Annotated in this window: 16 protein-coding genes; 7 read left to right on the plus strand and 9 right to left on the minus strand. The window is 65.7% G+C overall.

The features are described from left to right. Positions 1-103: 103 nt before the first annotated feature. The 5 genes from APT63_16295 to APT63_16315 form a co-directional block, all read right to left on the minus strand. Positions 104-1,561, minus strand: a complete 1,458-nt coding sequence (locus tag APT63_16295) for a ribonuclease G (GenBank protein AMA47053.1) — start codon at positions 1,559-1,561, stop codon at positions 104-106. A gap of 55 nt (positions 1,562-1,616) precedes the next feature. Continuing rightward, positions 1,617-2,228 (minus strand): septum formation protein Maf, encoded by a 612-nt coding sequence (locus APT63_16300; GenBank protein AMA47054.1) that lies wholly within the window; start codon positions 2,226-2,228, stop codon positions 1,617-1,619. Between the two features lie 32 nt (positions 2,229-2,260). Continuing rightward, entirely contained in the window at positions 2,261-2,749 is a 489-nt protein-coding gene (locus APT63_16305; protein ID AMA47055.1) for a rod shape-determining protein MreD, read from the minus strand. Then, positions 2,749-3,747: a rod shape-determining protein MreC gene (locus APT63_16310; protein AMA47925.1), complete on the minus strand. Its 999-nt coding sequence runs from the start codon at positions 3,745-3,747 to the stop codon at positions 2,749-2,751. The genes APT63_16305 and APT63_16310 overlap by 1 nt, the downstream gene beginning before the upstream one ends. 223 nt (positions 3,748-3,970) lie before the next feature. After that, positions 3,971-5,008 (minus strand): rod shape-determining protein MreB, encoded by a 1,038-nt coding sequence (locus APT63_16315; GenBank protein ID AMA47056.1) that lies wholly within the window; start codon positions 5,006-5,008, stop codon positions 3,971-3,973. A gap of 191 nt (positions 5,009-5,199) precedes the next feature. Between APT63_16315 and APT63_16320 the strand changes: the two genes are divergently transcribed. The 5 genes from APT63_16320 (at position 5,200) to APT63_16340 (ending at position 10,104) form a co-directional block, all read left to right on the plus strand. Further along, positions 5,200-5,487 carry a glutamyl-tRNA amidotransferase gene (locus APT63_16320; protein AMA47057.1) on the plus strand — a complete coding sequence of 96 codons (288 nt, stop codon included), beginning with the start codon at positions 5,200-5,202 and terminating at the stop codon, positions 5,485-5,487. Between the two features lie 15 nt (positions 5,488-5,502). After that, the gene (locus APT63_16325) at positions 5,503-6,954 is read left to right on the plus strand and encodes a glutamyl-tRNA amidotransferase (GenBank protein ID AMA47058.1); all 1,452 of its coding nucleotides are present in this window, start codon (positions 5,503-5,505) and stop codon (positions 6,952-6,954) included. An 11-nt stretch (positions 6,955-6,965) separates the two neighbouring features. Beyond that, entirely contained in the window at positions 6,966-8,411 is a 1,446-nt protein-coding gene (gene gatB / locus APT63_16330) for a glutamyl-tRNA amidotransferase (GenBank protein AMA47059.1), read from the plus strand. A gap of 217 nt (positions 8,412-8,628) precedes the next feature. Next, a complete protein-coding gene (locus APT63_16335; protein ID AMA47060.1) occupies positions 8,629-9,000 on the plus strand; it encodes a hypothetical protein in 372 nt (123 codons plus the stop codon). Positions 9,001-9,060: 60 nt separating this feature from the next. After that, entirely contained in the window at positions 9,061-10,104 is a 1,044-nt protein-coding gene (locus tag APT63_16340) for a conjugal transfer protein TraR (protein AMA47061.1), read from the plus strand. Positions 10,105-10,598: 494 nt separating this feature from the next. On the opposite strand, the gene APT63_16345 is transcribed toward APT63_16340, so the two are convergent. The 4 genes from APT63_16345 to APT63_16360 all read right to left on the minus strand — a co-directional run bounded on the left by APT63_16345 (position 10,599) and on the right by APT63_16360 (position 14,962). Then, the gene (locus APT63_16345; GenBank protein AMA47062.1) at positions 10,599-11,954 is read right to left on the minus strand and encodes an aromatic amino acid transporter; all 1,356 of its coding nucleotides are present in this window, start codon (positions 11,952-11,954) and stop codon (positions 10,599-10,601) included. A 53-nt stretch (positions 11,955-12,007) separates the two neighbouring features. Continuing rightward, entirely contained in the window at positions 12,008-12,949 is a 942-nt protein-coding gene (locus tag APT63_16350) for a malate transporter (GenBank protein ID AMA47063.1), read from the minus strand. A 196-nt stretch (positions 12,950-13,145) separates the two neighbouring features. Further along, the gene (locus tag APT63_16355) at positions 13,146-13,706 is read right to left on the minus strand and encodes a two-component system response regulator (GenBank protein ID AMA47064.1); all 561 of its coding nucleotides are present in this window, start codon (positions 13,704-13,706) and stop codon (positions 13,146-13,148) included. Next, positions 13,706-14,962 (minus strand): histidine kinase, encoded by a 1,257-nt coding sequence (locus APT63_16360; protein ID AMA47065.1) that lies wholly within the window; start codon positions 14,960-14,962, stop codon positions 13,706-13,708. Before APT63_16360 ends, APT63_16355 begins: the two co-directional genes overlap by 1 nt. A gap of 196 nt (positions 14,963-15,158) precedes the next feature. Here APT63_16360 and APT63_16365 point away from each other — a divergent pair, with 196 nt between their 5' ends. Further along, entirely contained in the window at positions 15,159-15,872 is a 714-nt protein-coding gene (locus APT63_16365; GenBank protein AMA47066.1) for a hypothetical protein, read from the plus strand. Between the two features lie 314 nt (positions 15,873-16,186). Further along, positions 16,187-17,812, plus strand: a complete 1,626-nt coding sequence (locus tag APT63_16370; GenBank protein AMA47067.1) for a peptide ABC transporter substrate-binding protein — start codon at positions 16,187-16,189, stop codon at positions 17,810-17,812. The last annotated feature ends 157 nt before the right edge of the window (positions 17,813-17,969 follow it).

Raw genomic sequence — 17,969 nt, forward strand, 5'->3', positions numbered from 1 at the left:
AGGCAGGCCCACGGAGTCGATACCGCCCGAGTCGTCCGGGTGCCTTCCGCGTACCGAGCGATCATGCCCGGTTTACAGAGGGGGAAGGCGACGCCAGGACGTCTCAGAGCAGCACCACGTCGTATTGCTCCTGCGAATACATGGACTCGACCTGAAAGCGAATGGTTCGGCCAATGAACGCTTCGAGTTCGGCGACATTGCCCGATTCCTCGTCCAGCAGACGATCGACCACCTTCTGGTTGGCCAGCACCCGGTATCCCTCGGCCTGGTAGGCCCGGGCCTCGCGCAGGATCTCGCGGAAGATTTCGTAGCACACGGTCTCCGGCGTCTTCAGCTTGCCGCGCCCGGCGCAGGCCAGGCAGGGTTCGCAGAGCACCTGTTCGAGGCTCTCGCGGGTACGCTTGCGGGTCATCTGCACCAGGCCCAGCTCGGTGATGCCGATGATGTTGGTCTTGGCGTGGTCGCGCTCGAGCTGCTTTTCCAGTGTGCGCAGCACCTGGCGCTGGTGATCCTCGGTCTCCATGTCGATGAAGTCGATGATGATGATCCCGCCGATGTTGCGCAGCCGCAGTTGCCGGGCGATGGCCGTGGCGGCCTCCAGGTTGGTCTTGAAGATGGTCTCTTCGAGGTTGCGGTGACCGACGAAGGCACCCGTGTTGACGTCGATGGTGGTCATCGCCTCGGCCGGGTCCACCACCAGGTAGCCACCGGACTTGAGCGGCACCTTGCGCTCCAGGGCCCGCTGGATCTCGTCCTCGACGCCGTAGAGGTCGAAGATCGGCCGCTCGCCGGGGTAGTGCTCCAGGCGGTTGGCGATTTCCGGCATCAGCTCTTCGACGAACTGAGTGGTCTTCTGGAACGTCTCGCGCGAATCGATGCGGATCTTCTCGATCTTGGCGTTGACCAGGTCGCGCAGGGTACGCAGGGCCAAGCCCAGGTCCTCGTAGATTTCGGTCGGCGCGCCGCAGGTCTTGATCTGCTGGCCGATCTGCTCCCAGAGGCGTCGCAGGTAGCGGATGTCCTGGAGGATGTCTTCGGCACGCGCCCCTTCGGCGGCCGTGCGCAAGATGAAGCCGCCAGCGTTCTTCATGTCCTCACGGGCCATACAGTCGGTGACCACCTGCTTGAGGCGGTCGCGCTCGGCCTCGTCCTCGATCTTCAGCGAGATGCCGACGTGGCTGCTGCGCGGCATGTACACCAGGTAGCGCGAAGGGATGGACAGCTGCGTGGTCAGCCGTGCGCCCTTGCTGCCGATCGGGTCCTTGGTGACTTGCACCACCAGGGCCTGCCCTTCGTGCACCAGCGCGCTGATGGTCTCGACGGCCGAGCCTTCGCGCAGGGAAATCTCCGAGGCATGGATGAAGGCCGCCCGCTCCAGCCCGATGTCGACGAACGCGGCCTGCATGCCGGGCAGGACCCGCACCACCTTGCCCTTGTAGATGTTGCCGACGATGCCACGCCGCTGGGTGCGCTCGACATGCACCTCCTGCAGGACACCGTTCTCCACGACCGCCACGCGTGATTCCATCGGGGTGATGTTGATGAGGATCTCTTCGCTCATGGCCGCTTCTCGTCAGAATTCTTGTAAGGATGTCTCGCGCCACGGGGTCAGGCTGTCAGAGGCGGACCGTCTCCTCGGCAGCGCCCGGCTGGGCCTGCCAGCAGGCTATGCCAAATCGCTCCAGCAGCGCGGCGGTTTCGGCCAGTGGCAAACCGACCACTGCCGAGTAGCTGCCGTGCAGGGCGGTGACGAACACCGCCCCCAAGCCCTGCACAGCATACCCGCCCGCCTTGTCCAGCGGCTCGCCGGTGGCCCAGTAGCGCTGCGCCTCGGCCACGTCGATGCCGCGGAACGTCACCTCGCTCGCGACGCACAGGCTCTCACACCGCGCGCCGTTCGTCACCGCGACGGCGGTCATGACCTGATGGCGACGGCCTGACAGGGCTGCGAGCATGGCCAGGGCGTGCTCGCGGTTCTCCGGCTTGCCGAGGATCTGGCCATCGAGCACCACGGCGGTGTCCGACCCCAGGACCACGCCTGGCTCGGTGAGACAGGCCCGTCCGGCCTCGGCCTTGGCCCGTGCCAGGCGCTCGACGTAGGCCGCGGCGGCTTCGCCAGGGTGCACCGCTTCGTCGATCGGCGCACTGACCACCGTGAGCGGCACGCCGATCTGCGCCAGCAATTCGCGGCGACGGGGGGAAGCGGAAGCCAGGTACAGCGTGTTCATGCGGACGTCTCCCGGTCGGTTCGGCGTGGCGCTCAGTTGACGCCCAGGCGCTTGCGCACGTCGCGCAAGGCGAAGCTCAGCCAGGGCCAGAGCAAGGCGCTGATGACGGCGGACCAGACCAGGGCGAGTGTCGGCAGACGGTTGCCGGTCAGGGCGCTGAGCCAGAGCTGGATCAGTTGCGCGATGCCGAAGATCACCAGGATCACCAGGCTCTGCTGCCACAACGGGAACATGCGCAGGCGCTGCTGCAAGGACAGCACCAGGAAGGTGATCAGCGTCAGGATCAGCGCGTTTTGCCCCAACAGGGTGCCGTACAGCACATCCTCGGCCAGTCCCAGCACGAACGCCGTGGTCATGCCCACCCGGTGCGGCACCGCCAGGGCCCAGAAGGCCACCAGCATGGCCAGCCACATGGGTCGGAAGACTTCCATGAACTGCGGCATGGGAGAGACGCTGAGCAGCAGGCCGACCGCGAAGGTCAGCCAGATCACCCAGCCATTCTTGCTGCGAACGCTTGCCATCAGTGCCCCCGTGGCGGTGCGGACGTGGCCGGGGCCACGGATGGGGACGACGCGGGTGCCGCGCCGCCGGTCGGTGCCGCCGGGGCGGTGGTGCCCGGCGCAGTGCCTGGCGCCTGCCCCGTGCCGGAGGCTGGCGCGGCGTTGGCCGGCGCCGAAGTGCCCGAGGCCGCAGGCGCCTGCTTGCGATCGGCTTCTTCCTGGGCCATGGCGGCGTCGGTAGCGCGCTGCTCGGGCGTGCGGCTGTCGGTGAACACCAGCAGCATGTAGCGGCTGCGGTTGAGCGCGGCGGTCGGAATGGCACGCACGATGGCGAACGGTTGCCCCGAGTCGTGGATCACCTCGTTGACGGTGGCCACCGGGTAACCGGCCGGGAAACGCTGGCCCATGCCGGAACTCACCAGCAGGTCGCCTTCCTTGACGTCGGCGGTGTCGGCGACGTGGCGCAGCTCCAGACGCTCCGGGTTGCCGGTGCCGCTGGCGATGGCGCGCAGGCCGTTGCGGTTGATCTGCACCGGAATGCTGTGGGTGGAGTCGGTCAGCAGCAGGACGCGCGAGGTGTAGGGCATCAGCTCGACCACCTGCCCCATCAGGCCACGGGCATCGAGCACCGGCTGGCCGAGGAACACGCCGTCACGCTCGCCCTTGTTGATCAGGATGCGGTGGGTGAACGGGTTCGGGTCCACGCCGATCAGCTCGGCGACCTCGACCTTCTCGTTGACCAGCGCCGAGGAATTGAGCAGCTCGCGCAGGCGCACGTTCTGCTCGGTCAGGGCCGCCAGCTTCTGCAGGCGCCCCTGCAGCAGCAAGGCCTCGGTCTTGAGCTTCTCGTTCTCGGCGATCAGTTCGGTGCGGCTGCCGAACTGGCCGGCCACACCTTGCCACACACGCTGCGGCAGGTCGGTCAGCCAGTACGATTCCATCAGCACCAGCCCCATCTGGCTGCGCACGGGTTTGAGCACGGCGAAGCGCGCATCGACCACCATCAGGGCGATCGACAGCACCACCAGCACGAGTAGACGAACGCCCAGCGAGGGGCCCTTGGAGAAAAGCGGTTTAATGGGCCGTTCCTCGTGGACGACGGTTCAGGGGTGGAGAGGCCACGCTGCGTGGCCCAGCCTGTGGATCACTGCATCGGCGCCTTTCGGGCGGGCCGTGCAGCGCCTACAGGTAGCATCGCTGGGGACAGCTGTAAACCGGGGCGTGTCGCCCACGGTCTTGGCCTCACTCGCTGGAGAGCAGGTCCATGGCGTGCTTGTCCATCATTTCCAGCGCACGACCGCCGCCACGGGCGACGCAGGTCAGCGGGTCTTCGGCGACGATGACCGGCAGGCCGGTTTCCTGGGCCAGCAGCTTGTCCAGGTCGCGCAGCAGTGCGCCACCGCCGGTCAGCACCAGGCCGCGCTCGGCGATGTCGGAGGCCAGTTCCGGCGGCGACTGTTCCAGCGCGCTCTTCACGGCCTGGACGATGGTCGCCAGGGACTCCTGGAGGGCTTCGAGCACTTCGTTGGAATTGAGCGTGAAGGCACGCGGCACGCCTTCGGCCAGGTTACGGCCGCGCACGTCGACTTCGCGGACTTCGCCACCGGGGTAGGCGGTGCCGATTTCCTGCTTGATGCGCTCGGCGGTGGACTCGCCGATCAGGCTGCCGTAGTTGCGGCGCACGTAGGTGACGATGGCTTCGTCGAAGCGGTCGCCGCCGACCCGGACCGACTCGGCGTAGACCACGCCGTTCAGGGAAATCAGCGCGATCTCGGTGGTACCGCCGCCGATGTCGACGACCATGGAGCCCCGGGCTTCCTCGACCGGCAGACCGGCACCGATGGCCGCGGCCATCGGTTCTTCGATCAGGAACACCTCACGGGCACCGGCGCCCAGGGCCGATTCGCGAATGGCGCGGCGCTCGACCTGGGTGGACTTGCAGGGGACGCAGATCAGCACGCGCGGGCTGGGCTGCAGGAAGCTGTTTTCGTGCACTTTGTTGATGAAGTACTGCAGCATTTTTTCGCAAACGCTGAAGTCGGCGATCACGCCGTCCTTCATCGGACGAATGGCCGCGATGTTGCCGGGGGTCCGGCCGAGCATGCGCTTGGCTTCGGTACCGACGGCGACGACGCTTTTCTGGTTGCCATGGGTCCGGATGGCAACGACCGAGGGCTCATTCAGAACGATACCGCGCTCACGCACGTAGATAAGGGTGTTGGCAGTCCCCAGATCGATGGACAGATCGCTGGAAAACATGCCACGCAGTTTCTTGAACATGGGAAAGTGACCCTAGGCAAAGCGTGGGTAAAAAGTGCGGCAAACTCTAACAATGGCGGGGATTTTGGGCAAGGCGCCAATATGTTAAATTGGCAGTTTTTCCGAGCATGCCAGCAGATGATCGCGGCCATTGGACCGCAATGTTGCCAACATGTTCCTCACCGTCGCTTCCGTTTCCCCTGGAGATCCCCATGGCGCTTCAACGCTCCGACGTGGAGAAGATCGCCCACCTGGCCCGCCTGGGCCTGGATGAGCGCGAGCTGCCACGCACCACCGACGCCTTGAACAGTATTCTCGGGCTGGTCGACCAGATGCAGGCCGTCGACACCGACGGCATCGAACCCCTGGCCCACCCGCTCGAGGCCAGCCAGCGCCTGCGCGCCGACCAGGTCACCGAACGCAACCAGCGCGACGCCTACCAGGCCATCGCGCCCGCGACCGAAAACGGTCTGTACCTGGTTCCGAAAGTCATCGAGTAAGGGATAGCACCTGCCATGCATCAATTGACCCTGGCCGAGATCGCCCGCGGACTCGCCGACAAGTCGTTTTCCTCCGAAGAGCTGACCGGCGCCCTGCTGGCGCGCATCCGGTCGCTCGACCCTTCGATCAACAGCTTCATCAGCGTGACCGACGAGCTGGCGCTCGAGCAGGCACGGGCCGCCGACGCGCGCCGTGCGGCAGGCGAGTCCGGCACGCTGCTCGGCGCACCGATCGGCCACAAGGACCTGTTCTGCACCACCGGCGTGCGCACCAGCTGCGGCTCGCGCATGCTCGACTCGTTCAAGGCGCCCTACGACGCCACCGTGGTCGAGCGCCTCGCCCAGGCGGGCATGGTGACGCTGGGCAAGACCAACATGGACGAGTTCGCCATGGGCTCGGCCAACGAATCGAGCCACTATGGCCCGGTGAAGAACCCCTGGAACCTCGAGCACGTCCCGGGCGGCTCGTCCGGGGGGTCCGCCGCCGCCGTGGCCGCGCGCCTGCTGCCGGCCACCACCGGCACCGACACCGGCGGCTCGATCCGCCAGCCGGCGGCACTAACCAACCTCACCGGCCTCAAGCCGACCTATGGCCGCGTCTCGCGCTGGGGCATGATCGCCTATGCCTCGAGCCTCGATCAGGGCGGGCCGATGGCCCGCACCGCCGAAGACTGCGCGCTGCTGCTGCAAGGCATGGCCGGCTTCGACCACAAGGACTCCACCAGCATCGACGAGCCGGTGCCGGACTACAGCGCCAGCCTCAACGCCTCGCTGCAGGGCCTGCGCATCGGCCTGCCCAAGGAGTACTTCGGTGCTGGCCTCGACCCGCGCATCGCCGACCTGGTCCAGGCCAGCGTCCAGGCGTTGGAGAAGCTCGGCGCCGTGGTGCGCGAGATCAGCCTGCCGAACATGCAGCATGCCATTCCCGCCTACTACGTGATCGCCCCGGCCGAAGCCTCGTCCAACCTGTCGCGCTTCGACGGCGTGCGCTTCGGCCACCGCTGCGAGAACCCCAAGGACCTCACCGACCTGTACAAGCGTTCGCGCGGTGAAGGCTTCGGCGCCGAGGTCCAGCGTCGCATCATGGTCGGCGCCTACGCGCTGTCGGCTGGCTACTACGACGCCTACTACCTCAAGGCGCAGAAGATCCGCCGCCTGATCAAGAACGACTTCATGACCGCCTTCGAAGGCGTCGACCTGATCCTCGGCCCGACCACGCCGAACCTGGCCTGGAAACTCGGCGCCAAGGGCGACGACCCGGTCGCGGCGTACCTCGAGGACGTCTACACCATCACCGCCAACCTGGCGGGCCTGCCCGGCCTGTCGATGCCGGCCGGCTTCGTCGACGGCCTGCCGGTCGGCGTGCAGCTGCTGGCGCCGTATTTCCAGGAAGGCCGCCTGCTCAATGTGGCGCACCGCTACCAGCAGGTCACCGACTGGCACACCCGCGTCCCTACCGGCTTCTGAGGAATTCACACATGCAATGGGAAGTTGTGATCGGGCTGGAGATTCATACCCAGCTCGCCACCCAGTCGAAGATCTTCTCCGGCAGCGCCACCACCTTCGGCTCCGAGCCCAACACCCAGGCCAGCCTGGTTGACCTGGGCATGCCGGGGGTCCTGCCGGTGCTGAACGAGGAAGCGGTACGCATGGCGTGCATGTTCGGCCTGGCGATCGATGCCGAGATCGGCCAGCGCAACGTGTTCGCGCGCAAGAACTACTTCTACCCCGACCTGCCCAAGGGCTACCAGATCAGCCAGATGGACCTGCCGATCGTCGGCAAGGGCCACCTGGACATCGCCCTGGAGGACGGCACCGTCAAGCGCGTCGGCATCACCCGCGCGCACCTGGAGGAAGATGCCGGCAAGAGCCTGCACGAAGACTTCAACGGCGCCACCGGCATCGACCTGAACCGCGCCGGCACCCCGCTGCTGGAGATCGTCTCCGAGCCCGACATGCGCAGCGCCAAGGAAGCGGTGGCCTACGTCAAGGCCATTCACGCCCTGGTGCGCTACCTGGGCATCTGCGACGGCAACATGGCCGAAGGTTCGCTGCGCTGCGACTGCAACGTGTCGATCCGGCCCAAGGGCCAGGTCGAGTTCGGCACCCGCTGCGAGATCAAGAACGTCAACTCGTTCCGCTTCATCGAGCGCGCCATCAACAGCGAGATCCAGCGGCAGATCGACCTGATCGAGGACGGCGGCAAGGTGGTGCAGGAAACTCGCCTGTACGATCCGAACAAGGACGAGACCCGCTCGATGCGCAGCAAGGAGGAAGCCAACGACTACCGTTACTTCCCCGACCCGGACCTGCTGCCGGTGGTGATCGAGGACGCGTTCCTCGAGGCTACCCGCGCCAGTCTGCCCGAACTGCCTCAACAGAAGGTCGAGCGCTTCCAGGCGCAGTACGGCTTGTCGGCCTACGACGCCAACGTGCTGGCCTCGAGCCGCGAGCAGGCCGACTACTTCGAGCAGGTCGTGCAGATCGGCGGCGACGCCAAGCTGGCGGCCAACTGGGTCATGGTCGAGCTGGGCAGCCTGCTCAACAAGCTCGGCGTGGAGATCGACCAGGCACCGGTCAGCGCCGCCCAGCTCGGCGGCATGCTGCTGCGCCTTCGCGACAACACCATCAGCGGCAAGATCGCCAAGATCGTGTTCGAAGCGATGGCCGCCGGGGAAGGCGACGCCGACGCCATCATCGAGGCCCGCGGCCTGAAGCAGGTCACCGACAGCGGCGCCATCGAGCAGATGCTCGACGCGGTGCTGGCGGCCAACGCCGATCAGGTCGAACAGTACCGCGCCGCCGACGAGGCCAAGCGCGGCAAGATGTTCGGCTTCTTCGTCGGCCAGGCGATGAAGGCGTCCAAGGGCAAGGCCAACCCCCAGCAGGTCAACGAACTGCTCAAGGCCAAGCTCGAAGGGTGAGGCCACGCCAGGCTGGCAGGTCGGCGCCGACAGGGGCCAGCCTGCCAGCCTGAACAGGGTATCTGCCCTTCTCCACCCGGTGTGCGCCGCCCTAGGTGGACTGACCGGCGATTGGACGCGTCGACTCAGCGTCCAGCCTCGCCGGCAGGCCTCCACAGGATCGGCGCCATGCTCGAGCTTCATCGAGCAGCCTGGAGCATGCTCAAGGAGCCTTATCATGCAACGTCCACTGTACGCGCTGGCGCTGACGGCCGTGCTGGCCGGATGCGCCAGCCATGACGTCGACCCCCGTGGTTACGACCAGACCGGCAAGGCCTCGTGGTACGGTGCCCGCCATCAAGGCAAGCGTACCGCCAGCGGAGAGCCCTTCAACGCCCGCGGCCTGAGCGCCGCCCATCGCAGCCTGGCGTTCGGCAGTCGGGTGCGCGTCACCAACCTGAGCAACCAGCGCAGCGTGGTGGTGCGCATTAACGACCGGGGGCCGCACCAGCGAGGCCGACTGATCGACCTGTCGCGCGCCGCCGCGGCACAGATCGGCATGCTGCGCAGCGGCACGGCTCGGGTTAGAGTGCAAGGCTTGCGCGACTGAGCAGAGGAGCAGCAGACCATTCACAACCTGGCCAACCTTCCCACCTTCAGCCTGCTGCAACTGGGCTTCGGTCTGGTGTTCCTGGTGCTGGGCGCCGAACTGCTGGTGCGCGCCGCCGTGCGCCTGGCCTTGCGCCTGCATGTGCGTCCCCTGGTGATCGGCTTGAGCCTGGTGGCCTTCGGCAGCACCGCCCCGCAACTGACCGTCAGCCTGCAGGCCGCCTACCAGGGCGCGCCGGACGTGGCGGTGGGCAGCGTGATCGGCAGCAACATCTTCAACGTGCTGGTGGTGCTCGGCCTGGCGGCGCTGATCATTCCGCTGCGGGTCTCGCGGCAACTGGTACGCCTGGACCTGCCACTGATGATCGCGGCCAGCGTACTGGTGGCCCTGCTGGCCCTGGACCGCGAGCTGGGACGGCTGGACGGCGTGCTGCTGTTGCTGGGCCTGCTGGCCTACCTGGGCATGCTCTGGCACCAGTCGCGTCATTACGCCCGCATCTACCCCGCCCCTGCCGCCGCCAGTCCGCACCGGGCCCGGTTCTGGACACTGACCTGCGGGCAGATCCTGCTGGGCCTGGTGCTGCTCAGCGTGGCAGGTCACTTTCTGCTGGAGGCGGCCGTGGAAGTCGCCACCGACCTGGGCTTGTCCGAGCGGGTCATCGGCCTGACCGTGGTCGCGGTGTGTACGTCGTTGCCCGAACTGGCGGCCGCGTCGATCGCCGCGCTGCGTGGCGAGCGTGACATCGCGGTCGGTACGGTGATCGGCAGCAACCTGTTCAACCTGCTGGCCGTGCTGGGGCTGACGGCCGTCACGGCGCCCCAGCCGCTGTCGATCTCGCCCAATGCCCTGGACTTCGACCTGCCGGTGATGTGCGGCGTCGCGTTGCTGAGCCTGCCGGTGTTCTATTCGGGGTACCGCATCACGCGGGTGGAGGGGCTGGTGTTGCTGTGCCTGTACCTGGCGTATGGGCTGCACGTGGTCAGCTTCACCACCGGGATGCCCCTGGCGGGCCGGGTGGAGCAACTGATGCTGCATTATGTGCTGCCGGTGCTGGCGGTGGGGTTGGCGGTGACGACGGTGCGGGCGTGGCGTAGACAGCATTGAGGTGGGGCGTGGGAGCTGGCATGCCGGGCTTAGGGCGGGTTGCGGTCAAGGCGCTTCACACGCATGACGCGGTGAGTGCAGGTTGGCCTGACACACGGCGTGGCTGATTTCATGGGCCCTGCGGGCCCAATCGCGGCACAGGGGCCGCTCCTACAGATGACCGCGATGACCTGCTTCGCCGCGGTGTCACTACGGGTGTAGGAGCGGCCCCTGTGCCGCGATGGGCCGCAAAGCGGCCCTAAAATCGATCAGCAATAAAGCCCCGGACCCTGCCAGCTATCGTCATATTCTCTGCGCGACAGCGCGACAACGCGGCGCCAAGGCGGCGGGCGGGCTCCCACAGGAACCGCGATGACCTGCATCGCCGCGGTGTCACTACGGGTGTGAGCGGCCCCTGCCGGGGCGCCGGACCGGCCGCGATTGGGCCCGCCAGGGCCCACAAAACCCGTCACCGCGTAAAGCACAGGACAACGCAGAACGCTACCTGCCCTCCGTCAGCCCTGCTGGCGTTTCTTCAGGCGGAACGCCACCCACAGCACCGCGATCCAGGCCGGAATCAACAGCACGGAGATCCGGATCGGCGGCGTCAGGTACATCACCACCAGGATCAGCACGATGAACGCCAGGCACAGGTAATTGGTCACCGGCGCCCCCCAGCTGCGATAGAACGGCACCTTGCCGGAGGCCACGCTGGCCTTGCGGAACTTCAGGTGGGTGATGCTGATGCTGGCCCAGTTGATCACCAGCGCCGACACCGCCAGCGCCATCAGCAGACCGAACGCCTCACCCGGCATGAGGTAGTTGATCACCACGCACAGGCCGGTCGCCAGCGCCGAGACGCCCAAGGCCACCAGCGGTACGCCCCGACGGTTCACGGTGGTCAGCACACGGGGCGCGTCACCCTGGCTGGCCAGGCCGAACAGCATGCGGCTGTTGCAGTAGACGCAGCTGTTGTAGACCGACAGCGCCGCCGTCAGCACCACGACGTTCAGTACCGTGGCCACCAGGTTGCTGTCCAGCGCATGGAAGATCATCACGAACGGACTGCCGCCCTGCACGACCTTCTGCCACGGGTACAATGCCAGCAGCACGGCCAGTGCGCCGATGTAGAAGATCAGGATGCGGTAGACCACCTGATTGGTGGCCTTGGGGATGCTACGCCGCGGATCGTCCGCCTCGGCAGCGGTGATACCGACCAGCTCCAGCCCGCCGAACGAGAACATGATCACCGCCAGGGCCATGACCAGTCCGGTCACACCATGGGGGAAGAAGCCACCGTACTGCCACAGGTTGGCGACCGCCGCGTCCGGGCCGCCGTTGCCGCTGGCGAGCAGCCAGGCCCCGAAACCGATCATGCCGACGATGGCCACAACCTTGACCAGGGCGAACCAGAACTCCAGCTCACCATAGACCTTCACCTGGCTCAGGTTGAGCAGGTTGATCACCACGAAGAAGATCGCCGCGGTCGCCCAGGTCGGGAATTCAGGCCACCAGTACTGCACATAGATGCCCACGGCGGTCAGTTCGGCCATGCCCACCAGCACGTACACGACCCAGTAGTTCCACCCCGAGACGAAGCCTGCGAATTCGCTCCAGTAACGGTGGGCGAAGTGGCTGAAGCTGCCGGCCACCGGCTCTTCGACGACCATCTCGCCCAGTTGGCGCATGATGAAGAACGCCATGAGACCGGCGATCGCGTAGCCGAGCAGCACCGACGGCCCGGCCAGCTGGATGGTCTGGGCGATCCCCAGGAACAGCCCGGTGCCGATGGCGCCCCCCAGGGCGATCAGCTGGATATGACGGTTTTTCAGCCCGCGTTGCAACGGCTCGGGCGTGCGCTGGTCTTGCATGCAGTGTCCTCAGGTCAGGGGGCAGTGTTGTTGGTATTGTCGGCGCGATGACGCTAGATCCACCCGCCCCACTGGAGGATGAACAGGCCGATGTTGGTGGTCACGGCCGCCAGCAGGGTGGTGATCACGATGATCGAGGCCGCCAGCTCATGGTTGCCCCCGGACGCGCGCGCCATGACGTAGCTGGCCGCCGCCGTCGGGCTGCCGATGTAGAGAAACAGGATGCCCAGCTCGGCCCCGCGGAATCCGCACAGCCAGGCCCCCAGGGTGCCGATCAGTGGCAGGCCGACCATCTTCAGCAGACTGACGTCGACGGCCAGGCGACCACTGGCACGCAGCGCGGGCAGGGACAGGGTACCGCCGATGCAGATCAGCGCCAGGGGCAAGGTCATCTGGGCCAGGTAGTCGCCGCTGGTCAGCAGCCAGTTGGGCAGGCCGACCTGGCCGTAGGCCATGGGCACCGCGACCAGCACCGAGAGAATCAACGGGTTCTTGAAGATCCCCTTGCAGATGCTCCAGGGGTCTGACTTCAGCAGAGGGCTGTAGACCGCCAGCACGATCACCGACAGCGTGTTGTAGAGCACGATGACCAGCCCGGCCAGCACGGCGCCGAGCGAGATCCCGTAGTCGCCGTACAGGCTGGCGGCCAGGGCCAGGCCGATGACGCCGTTGTTGCCGCGGAAGGCGCCCTGGACGTAGATGCCGCGATCGATCAGCGGGCAGCGCCAGATCGCGACCAGCCAGCAGATCAGAAAGCCGGCCAGGGTGATCCCGGTGAAGTAGACCAGGACCCCGGGCTTCACTGCCGCCGACAGGTCGGCGTGGTAGATGCCGAGAAACAGCAGCGCTGGCATGCAGACGTTGAACACCAGGCCGGATGCAACCTGGCTGAAACCGTCGTCGATCACGCGCAGGCGCTTGAGCAGCACGCCCATGAACAGCATGGCGAACACGGGCGCCGTGATGTTCAGTATCTGGATGAGCAGGGCAAGCATGGGACGGTTCCGAGGGTAAGCGACAAGCCGCCAATCATACGTCAGGCGTACGGCGTTGCGCCCGTCATGACCGGAATAAAGGGAAGATTCCTGCGGCAAATCGGCCTTTCGACCGACGGAACGGTGCGGGCCACCCTTTCACGACCTGGTCACACGCACGCCGAACCGACCCCGCGTACAGCGCAGCGACACAGGCTCAGCGCCGTACCGGTCGCTTCTGCAACTTGCGCTGGAGGGTACGACGGTGCATGCCCAGGGCACGCGCCGTGGCCGAAATGTTGCCATCGTGCTCGGTCAGCACGCGCTGGATGTGCTCCCACTGCAAGCGGTCGACCGACATCGGGTTTTCCGGCACCAGCGAGTCCAGGTCGGCGTGGGTGGACAGCAGCGCCGCCAGCACGTCGTCGGCATCGGCCGGCTTGCACAGGTAGTTGCAGGCGCCGCGCTTGATCGCCTCGACCGCCGTGGCGATGCTCGAATAGCCGGTCAGGATCAGCACACGCATCTCCGGGTCCAGTTCCAGCAGCTTGGGCAGCAACACCAAGCCCGAATCGCCTTCCATCTTCAGGTCGAGCGTGGCGTATTCGGGCAGGTCCTTCTTGGCCAGCGCCAGACCTTCTTCGGCCGAGCCGGCCGTACTGACACGGAAGCCTCGGCGGCTCATGGCGCGGGCCATGACGCGGGTGAAGGTGGCATCGTCATCCACCAGCAGCAGGTGCGGCAGCTCTTCGACTTCCACCTGGTTTTCTTCGCTCATCAACGTTCTCCTCGGGTGCCGTACGGCAGACGCAATTCGGTCAGGGTGCCACCCTGCTCATGACTATAGAGTTTCACCGAGCCGCCCGCACGCGTCACGCTGGCCTTGCTCAGGAACAGGCCCAGGCCGAAACCCTTGCCCTTGGTGGTGATGAACGGCTTGCCGATGGCTTCGGCAATCGCCGGCGGCACGCCGGGGCCGTGGTCACGGATGGTGATGACGATGTCGTGCGCATCCCAGTCCAGGCTCACGTCCAGGTTGTCCGGGCAGGCATCGGCGGCATTGTTCAACAGGTTCAGCAGCGCCTGGGTCAGGTCGGGCGGCGGCGTCAGGCGCGGCGCTTCGCCCTCGCGCAGGCGATGGAAGCGGTAACTGGTTTCCGGACGCATCAGGTGCCAGCGATCGAGCGACTCGCGCATCCAGTCGGTCACCGACTGCTCGTCGACGGCCATGCGGCGGTTGGCCTCGGCGGCCCGTACCAGGTGCTGCAGGGTCTCCTTGCACAGCTTGACCTGGTCCTGCAGCACACCGAGGTCTTCGAGCAGCTGCGGGTCGGTGTGGTCCTGGCGCATCTCGTTGAGCAGCACGCTCATGGTCGCCAGGGGCGTGCCCAGTTCGTGGGCCGCACCGGCGGCCTGGGTGGCCACGGCCAGCAACTGCTCGTCGCGCAGGCTGTCCTCGCGACGCTCGCTGCGCAATTGCTCCTGGCGGCGCAGCTCCTCGGCCATGCGCGCGGCGAACAGCGTGATCACCGCGGCGGCCAGGGCGATGCTCAGCCACATCCCGTAGACCTGCATGGTGTCGCGGGCCAGCGGCAGGTGCTCGAGCGGATAGAACTGCACCAGCAGCAGGCTGTAGGCCACCAGCGCGATGCCCGAGAGCACCAGCGAATAGATCCACGGCAAGGTCACCGCGGCGATGGCCAGCGGCACCAGGTAGTAGGACACGAACGGGTTGGTCGAACCGCCCGAGTAGTACAGCAGCACGCTGTGGATCAGCAGGTCGCAGGCCAGCTGCAGGGCGTACTCCAGCTCGGTGACCGGCAACGACAGGCGCAGGCGCAGAGCGGTGAAGGCGCACAGCAGCGACGACAGCGCCAGGGTGATGCTCAGCGACAGCCACGGCAGTGGCATCAGCTCGGTCCAGTAGGCCACGGCCACCGAACCGGCCTGGGCCGCCAGCACCAGGATGCGGATGAGGGTCAGACGCCAGAGGTTCTGACGATTGGCGGACAACGGGTGTGCAGCGGCGAGCATGAGCTCTCCTGATGAGTGCTCCAGAAAAATCGGCTGGAGTATACCGAAGCGGCGCGGAGCACGGCGGCGATGCGGCAAAGCGCCACACTTTGTGACAGTGTCGGCCCGGGTGTCGCTGAACCGAGCACACGCTGGCCGGTCTTATCGGCCATGCGTGCAACGATACCCTGTTCACGCCCCATTCGAGGAGTTTCACATGCACCTGTCCCGTCGCGGCACCGCCTTGATCCTGTCGTGTGGCCTGCTGGCCAGCCTGCCTGCCCTGGCCGAGGACGCGCCCCGCTACAACCAGATTTCCCTGCGCGCCGAGGTCAGCAAGGACGTACCACGCGACCTGATGGTCGTCACCCTGTACAGCGAAGCCCAGGACACCGACCCTGGCAAGCTGGCCAAGGGCATCACCGAGACCCTGAACAAGGCCCTGCAGCAGGCGCGCCAGGTCAAGGACGTGAAGGTCAGCCAGGGCAGCCGCAACAGCTACCCGGTCTATGACGACAAGGGCCAGAAGATCACTGGCTGGCGCGAACGTGGCGAGCTGCGTCTGGAAAGCGCCGACTTCCCGGCCCTGTCCAAGCTGACCGGTGAACTGCTGCAGGACCTGAAGATGGGCGGCATGGACTTCTCCATCGCACCGGCCACGCGCAAGGGCAATGAGGACCAACTGCTCAAGGATGCGGTCGCCGCCTTCAAGGCCCGCGCCCAGATGGCCACCGAAGCGCTGGGCGGTACCGGCTACAAGATCGTCAACATGAACCTGAACAGCAGCGGGTATCCGCAACCCTATCTGCGCAGCGCACCGATGGCCATGAAAGCCATGGCAGCCGATTCGACCGCCACCCCCGACGTGGAGGCGGGCACCAGCGAAGTGAACATGACGGCCGAAGGGACCATCGAAGTGCAGGTACCCTGACGCTTCAGCACAGAAGGAAGCGCAACCGACCCAAGAGGGCGTTATTTCTTCTGAAAAACAGGAGATTTCTCTATTCATATAGGAAATCTCCTATTGCCTTTTTTATTTCGAAATAACTTTAAAAGGCTGCGTTCTGCAGCAAATCGGTTATCAACAGGCGGCAACTTTCATGAATGCGACATTCACTTGCATTCAAGTTCCCAACTGTCCCCTTCTGCGCGTTCCGCCGGTTGCGTTCTCGATGACCCTTGTCCAAGTATGGAAAAACCGGTGCTTGAACCGGTCCTCCCGACTATGACAAGAACGAGGCCTTCATGCTCAAACACGCCGTCATCCCGCTTCTGGTCGGCGCCAGCCTGCTCGCTGGTGCTTCCTCGGTGCAGGCTGCTACCAACCTGGTGTTCTGCTCCGAGGGCAGCCCTGCCGGGTTCGACCCCGGGCAATACACCACCGGAACCGACTTCGATGCCTCGGCCGAGCCCCTGTTCAACCGCCTGACCCATTTCGAGCGCGGCGGCACCGCCGTGATTCCGGGCCTGGCGACCCGCTGGGAGGTCTCGGACGATGGCCTGGTGTACACCTTCCACCTGCGCGAAGGCGTGAAGTTCCACACCACCGACTACTTCACCCCGACCCGTGACTTCGACGCCGACGACGTGCTGTTCACCTTCAACCGCATGCTCGACAAGCAGCATCCGTTCCGCAAGGCCTACCCCACCGAGTTCCCCTACTTCACCGACATGGGGATGGACAAGAACATCGCCAAGCTCGAGAAGCTCGATGCCCATACGGTCCGCTTCACCCTCGCCCAGGTCGATGCCGCCTTCATCCAGAACCTGGCCATGAGCTTCGCCTCGATCCAGTCCGCCGAATACGCGCAACGCCTGCTCGACGAAGGCCGGCCGGCCGACATCAACCAGAAGCCGATCGGCACCGGCCCGTTCGTGTTCAGCCGTTACCAGAAGGATTCGACCATCCGCTACAAGGGCAACACGCAGTACTGGAAGCCCGAGGACGTGAAGCTGGACAACCTGATCTTCGCCATCACCACCGATGCCTCGGTGCGCATGCAGAAGCTGAAGAAGGGCGAGTGCCAGGTCACTTTGTTCCCGCGGCCTGCCGACATCGAGCCGCTCAAGGCCGACAAGAGCCTGCAGATGCCGCACCAGGCAGGCTTCAACCTGGGCTACATCGCCTACAACGTGATGGACAAGGTCAAGGGCAGCAACGAACCCAATCCCCTGGCCAAGCTGGAAGTCCGCCAGGCGCTGGACATGGCCGTGGACAAGCAGAAGATCATCGAGTCGGTCTACCAGGGTGCCGGCCAGTCGGCGGTCAATGCCATGCCACCGACCCAGTGGTCCTATGACGACAGCATCAAGGGGACGCCGTACGACCCCGAGAAAGCCAAGGCCCTGCTCAAGGAGGCCGGCATCAAGGAAGGGACCGAAATCACCCTGTGGGCCATGCCGGTGCAGCGCCCGTACAACCCCAATGCCAGACTGATGGCCGAAATGCTTCAGTCCGACTGGGCCAAGATCGGGATCAAGGCCAAGATCGTCAGTTACGAATGGGGTGAGTACATCAAGCGCTCCAAGGGCGGAGAACAAGGCGCCATGCTGATCGGCTGGAGCGGCGACAACGGTGACCCGGACAACTGGTTGGGTACCCTGTACGGCTGCGATGCGATCAACGGCAACAACTTCTCGAAGTGGTGCTACAAGCCCTACGACGACCTGATCAAGCAAGCCAAGGCTACCTCCGACCAGGCCAAGCGTGTCGAGCTGTACCAGAAAGCCCAGCACATCCTCAAAGAACAGGTACCGATCACGCCGATCGCCCACTCCACGGTGTATCAGCCCATGAGCGCCAAGGTAGAGGGCTTCAAGATCAGCCCCTTCAGCCTCAACTCCTTCTACGGGGTCGGCATCCGCAAGTGACGCATGGCGGGGCCTGACCGCACCTGGCAGGCCCCATCAAGGCAACGTCCCAACACAGCTTGGGAAATTTCCCTGACAGAAAAGGCAACGGACTCTACCTCCGCCTTCCTGACGTCCCTAACGTCAGGAACGGCCCTCTGCTGCCGCGCGTTGGCCA

Source organism: Pseudomonas monteilii (assembly GCA_001534745.1).
In the GTDB taxonomy this organism is placed as follows: Bacteria; Pseudomonadota; Gammaproteobacteria; order Pseudomonadales; family Pseudomonadaceae; genus Aquipseudomonas; species Aquipseudomonas alabamensis.

Excerpts from the sequence above, each read along its gene's own strand:
- APT63_16295 (AMA47053.1), bottom strand. The coding sequence starts at position 1,561 with ATGAGCGAAGAGATCCTCATCAACATCACCCCGATGGAATCACGCGTG.
- APT63_16300 (AMA47054.1), bottom strand. The coding sequence starts at position 2,228 with ATGAACACGCTGTACCTGGCTTCCGCTTCCCCCCGTCGCCGCGAATTG.
- APT63_16305 (AMA47055.1), bottom strand. The coding sequence starts at position 2,749 with ATGGCAAGCGTTCGCAGCAAGAATGGCTGGGTGATCTGGCTGACCTTC.
- APT63_16315 (AMA47056.1), bottom strand. The coding sequence starts at position 5,008 with ATGTTCAAGAAACTGCGTGGCATGTTTTCCAGCGATCTGTCCATCGAT.
- APT63_16320 (AMA47057.1), top strand. The coding sequence starts at position 5,200 with ATGGCGCTTCAACGCTCCGACGTGGAGAAGATCGCCCACCTGGCCCGC.
- APT63_16325 (AMA47058.1), top strand. The coding sequence starts at position 5,503 with ATGCATCAATTGACCCTGGCCGAGATCGCCCGCGGACTCGCCGACAAG.
- gatB (AMA47059.1), top strand. The coding sequence starts at position 6,966 with ATGCAATGGGAAGTTGTGATCGGGCTGGAGATTCATACCCAGCTCGCC.
- APT63_16335 (AMA47060.1), top strand. The coding sequence starts at position 8,629 with ATGCAACGTCCACTGTACGCGCTGGCGCTGACGGCCGTGCTGGCCGGA.
- APT63_16345 (AMA47062.1), bottom strand. The coding sequence starts at position 11,954 with ATGCAAGACCAGCGCACGCCCGAGCCGTTGCAACGCGGGCTGAAAAAC.
- APT63_16350 (AMA47063.1), bottom strand. The coding sequence starts at position 12,949 with ATGCTTGCCCTGCTCATCCAGATACTGAACATCACGGCGCCCGTGTTC.
- APT63_16355 (AMA47064.1), bottom strand. The coding sequence starts at position 13,706 with ATGAGCGAAGAAAACCAGGTGGAAGTCGAAGAGCTGCCGCACCTGCTG.
- APT63_16360 (AMA47065.1), bottom strand. The coding sequence starts at position 14,962 with ATGCTCGCCGCTGCACACCCGTTGTCCGCCAATCGTCAGAACCTCTGG.
- APT63_16365 (AMA47066.1), top strand. The coding sequence starts at position 15,159 with ATGCACCTGTCCCGTCGCGGCACCGCCTTGATCCTGTCGTGTGGCCTG.
- APT63_16370 (AMA47067.1), top strand. The coding sequence starts at position 16,187 with ATGCTCAAACACGCCGTCATCCCGCTTCTGGTCGGCGCCAGCCTGCTC.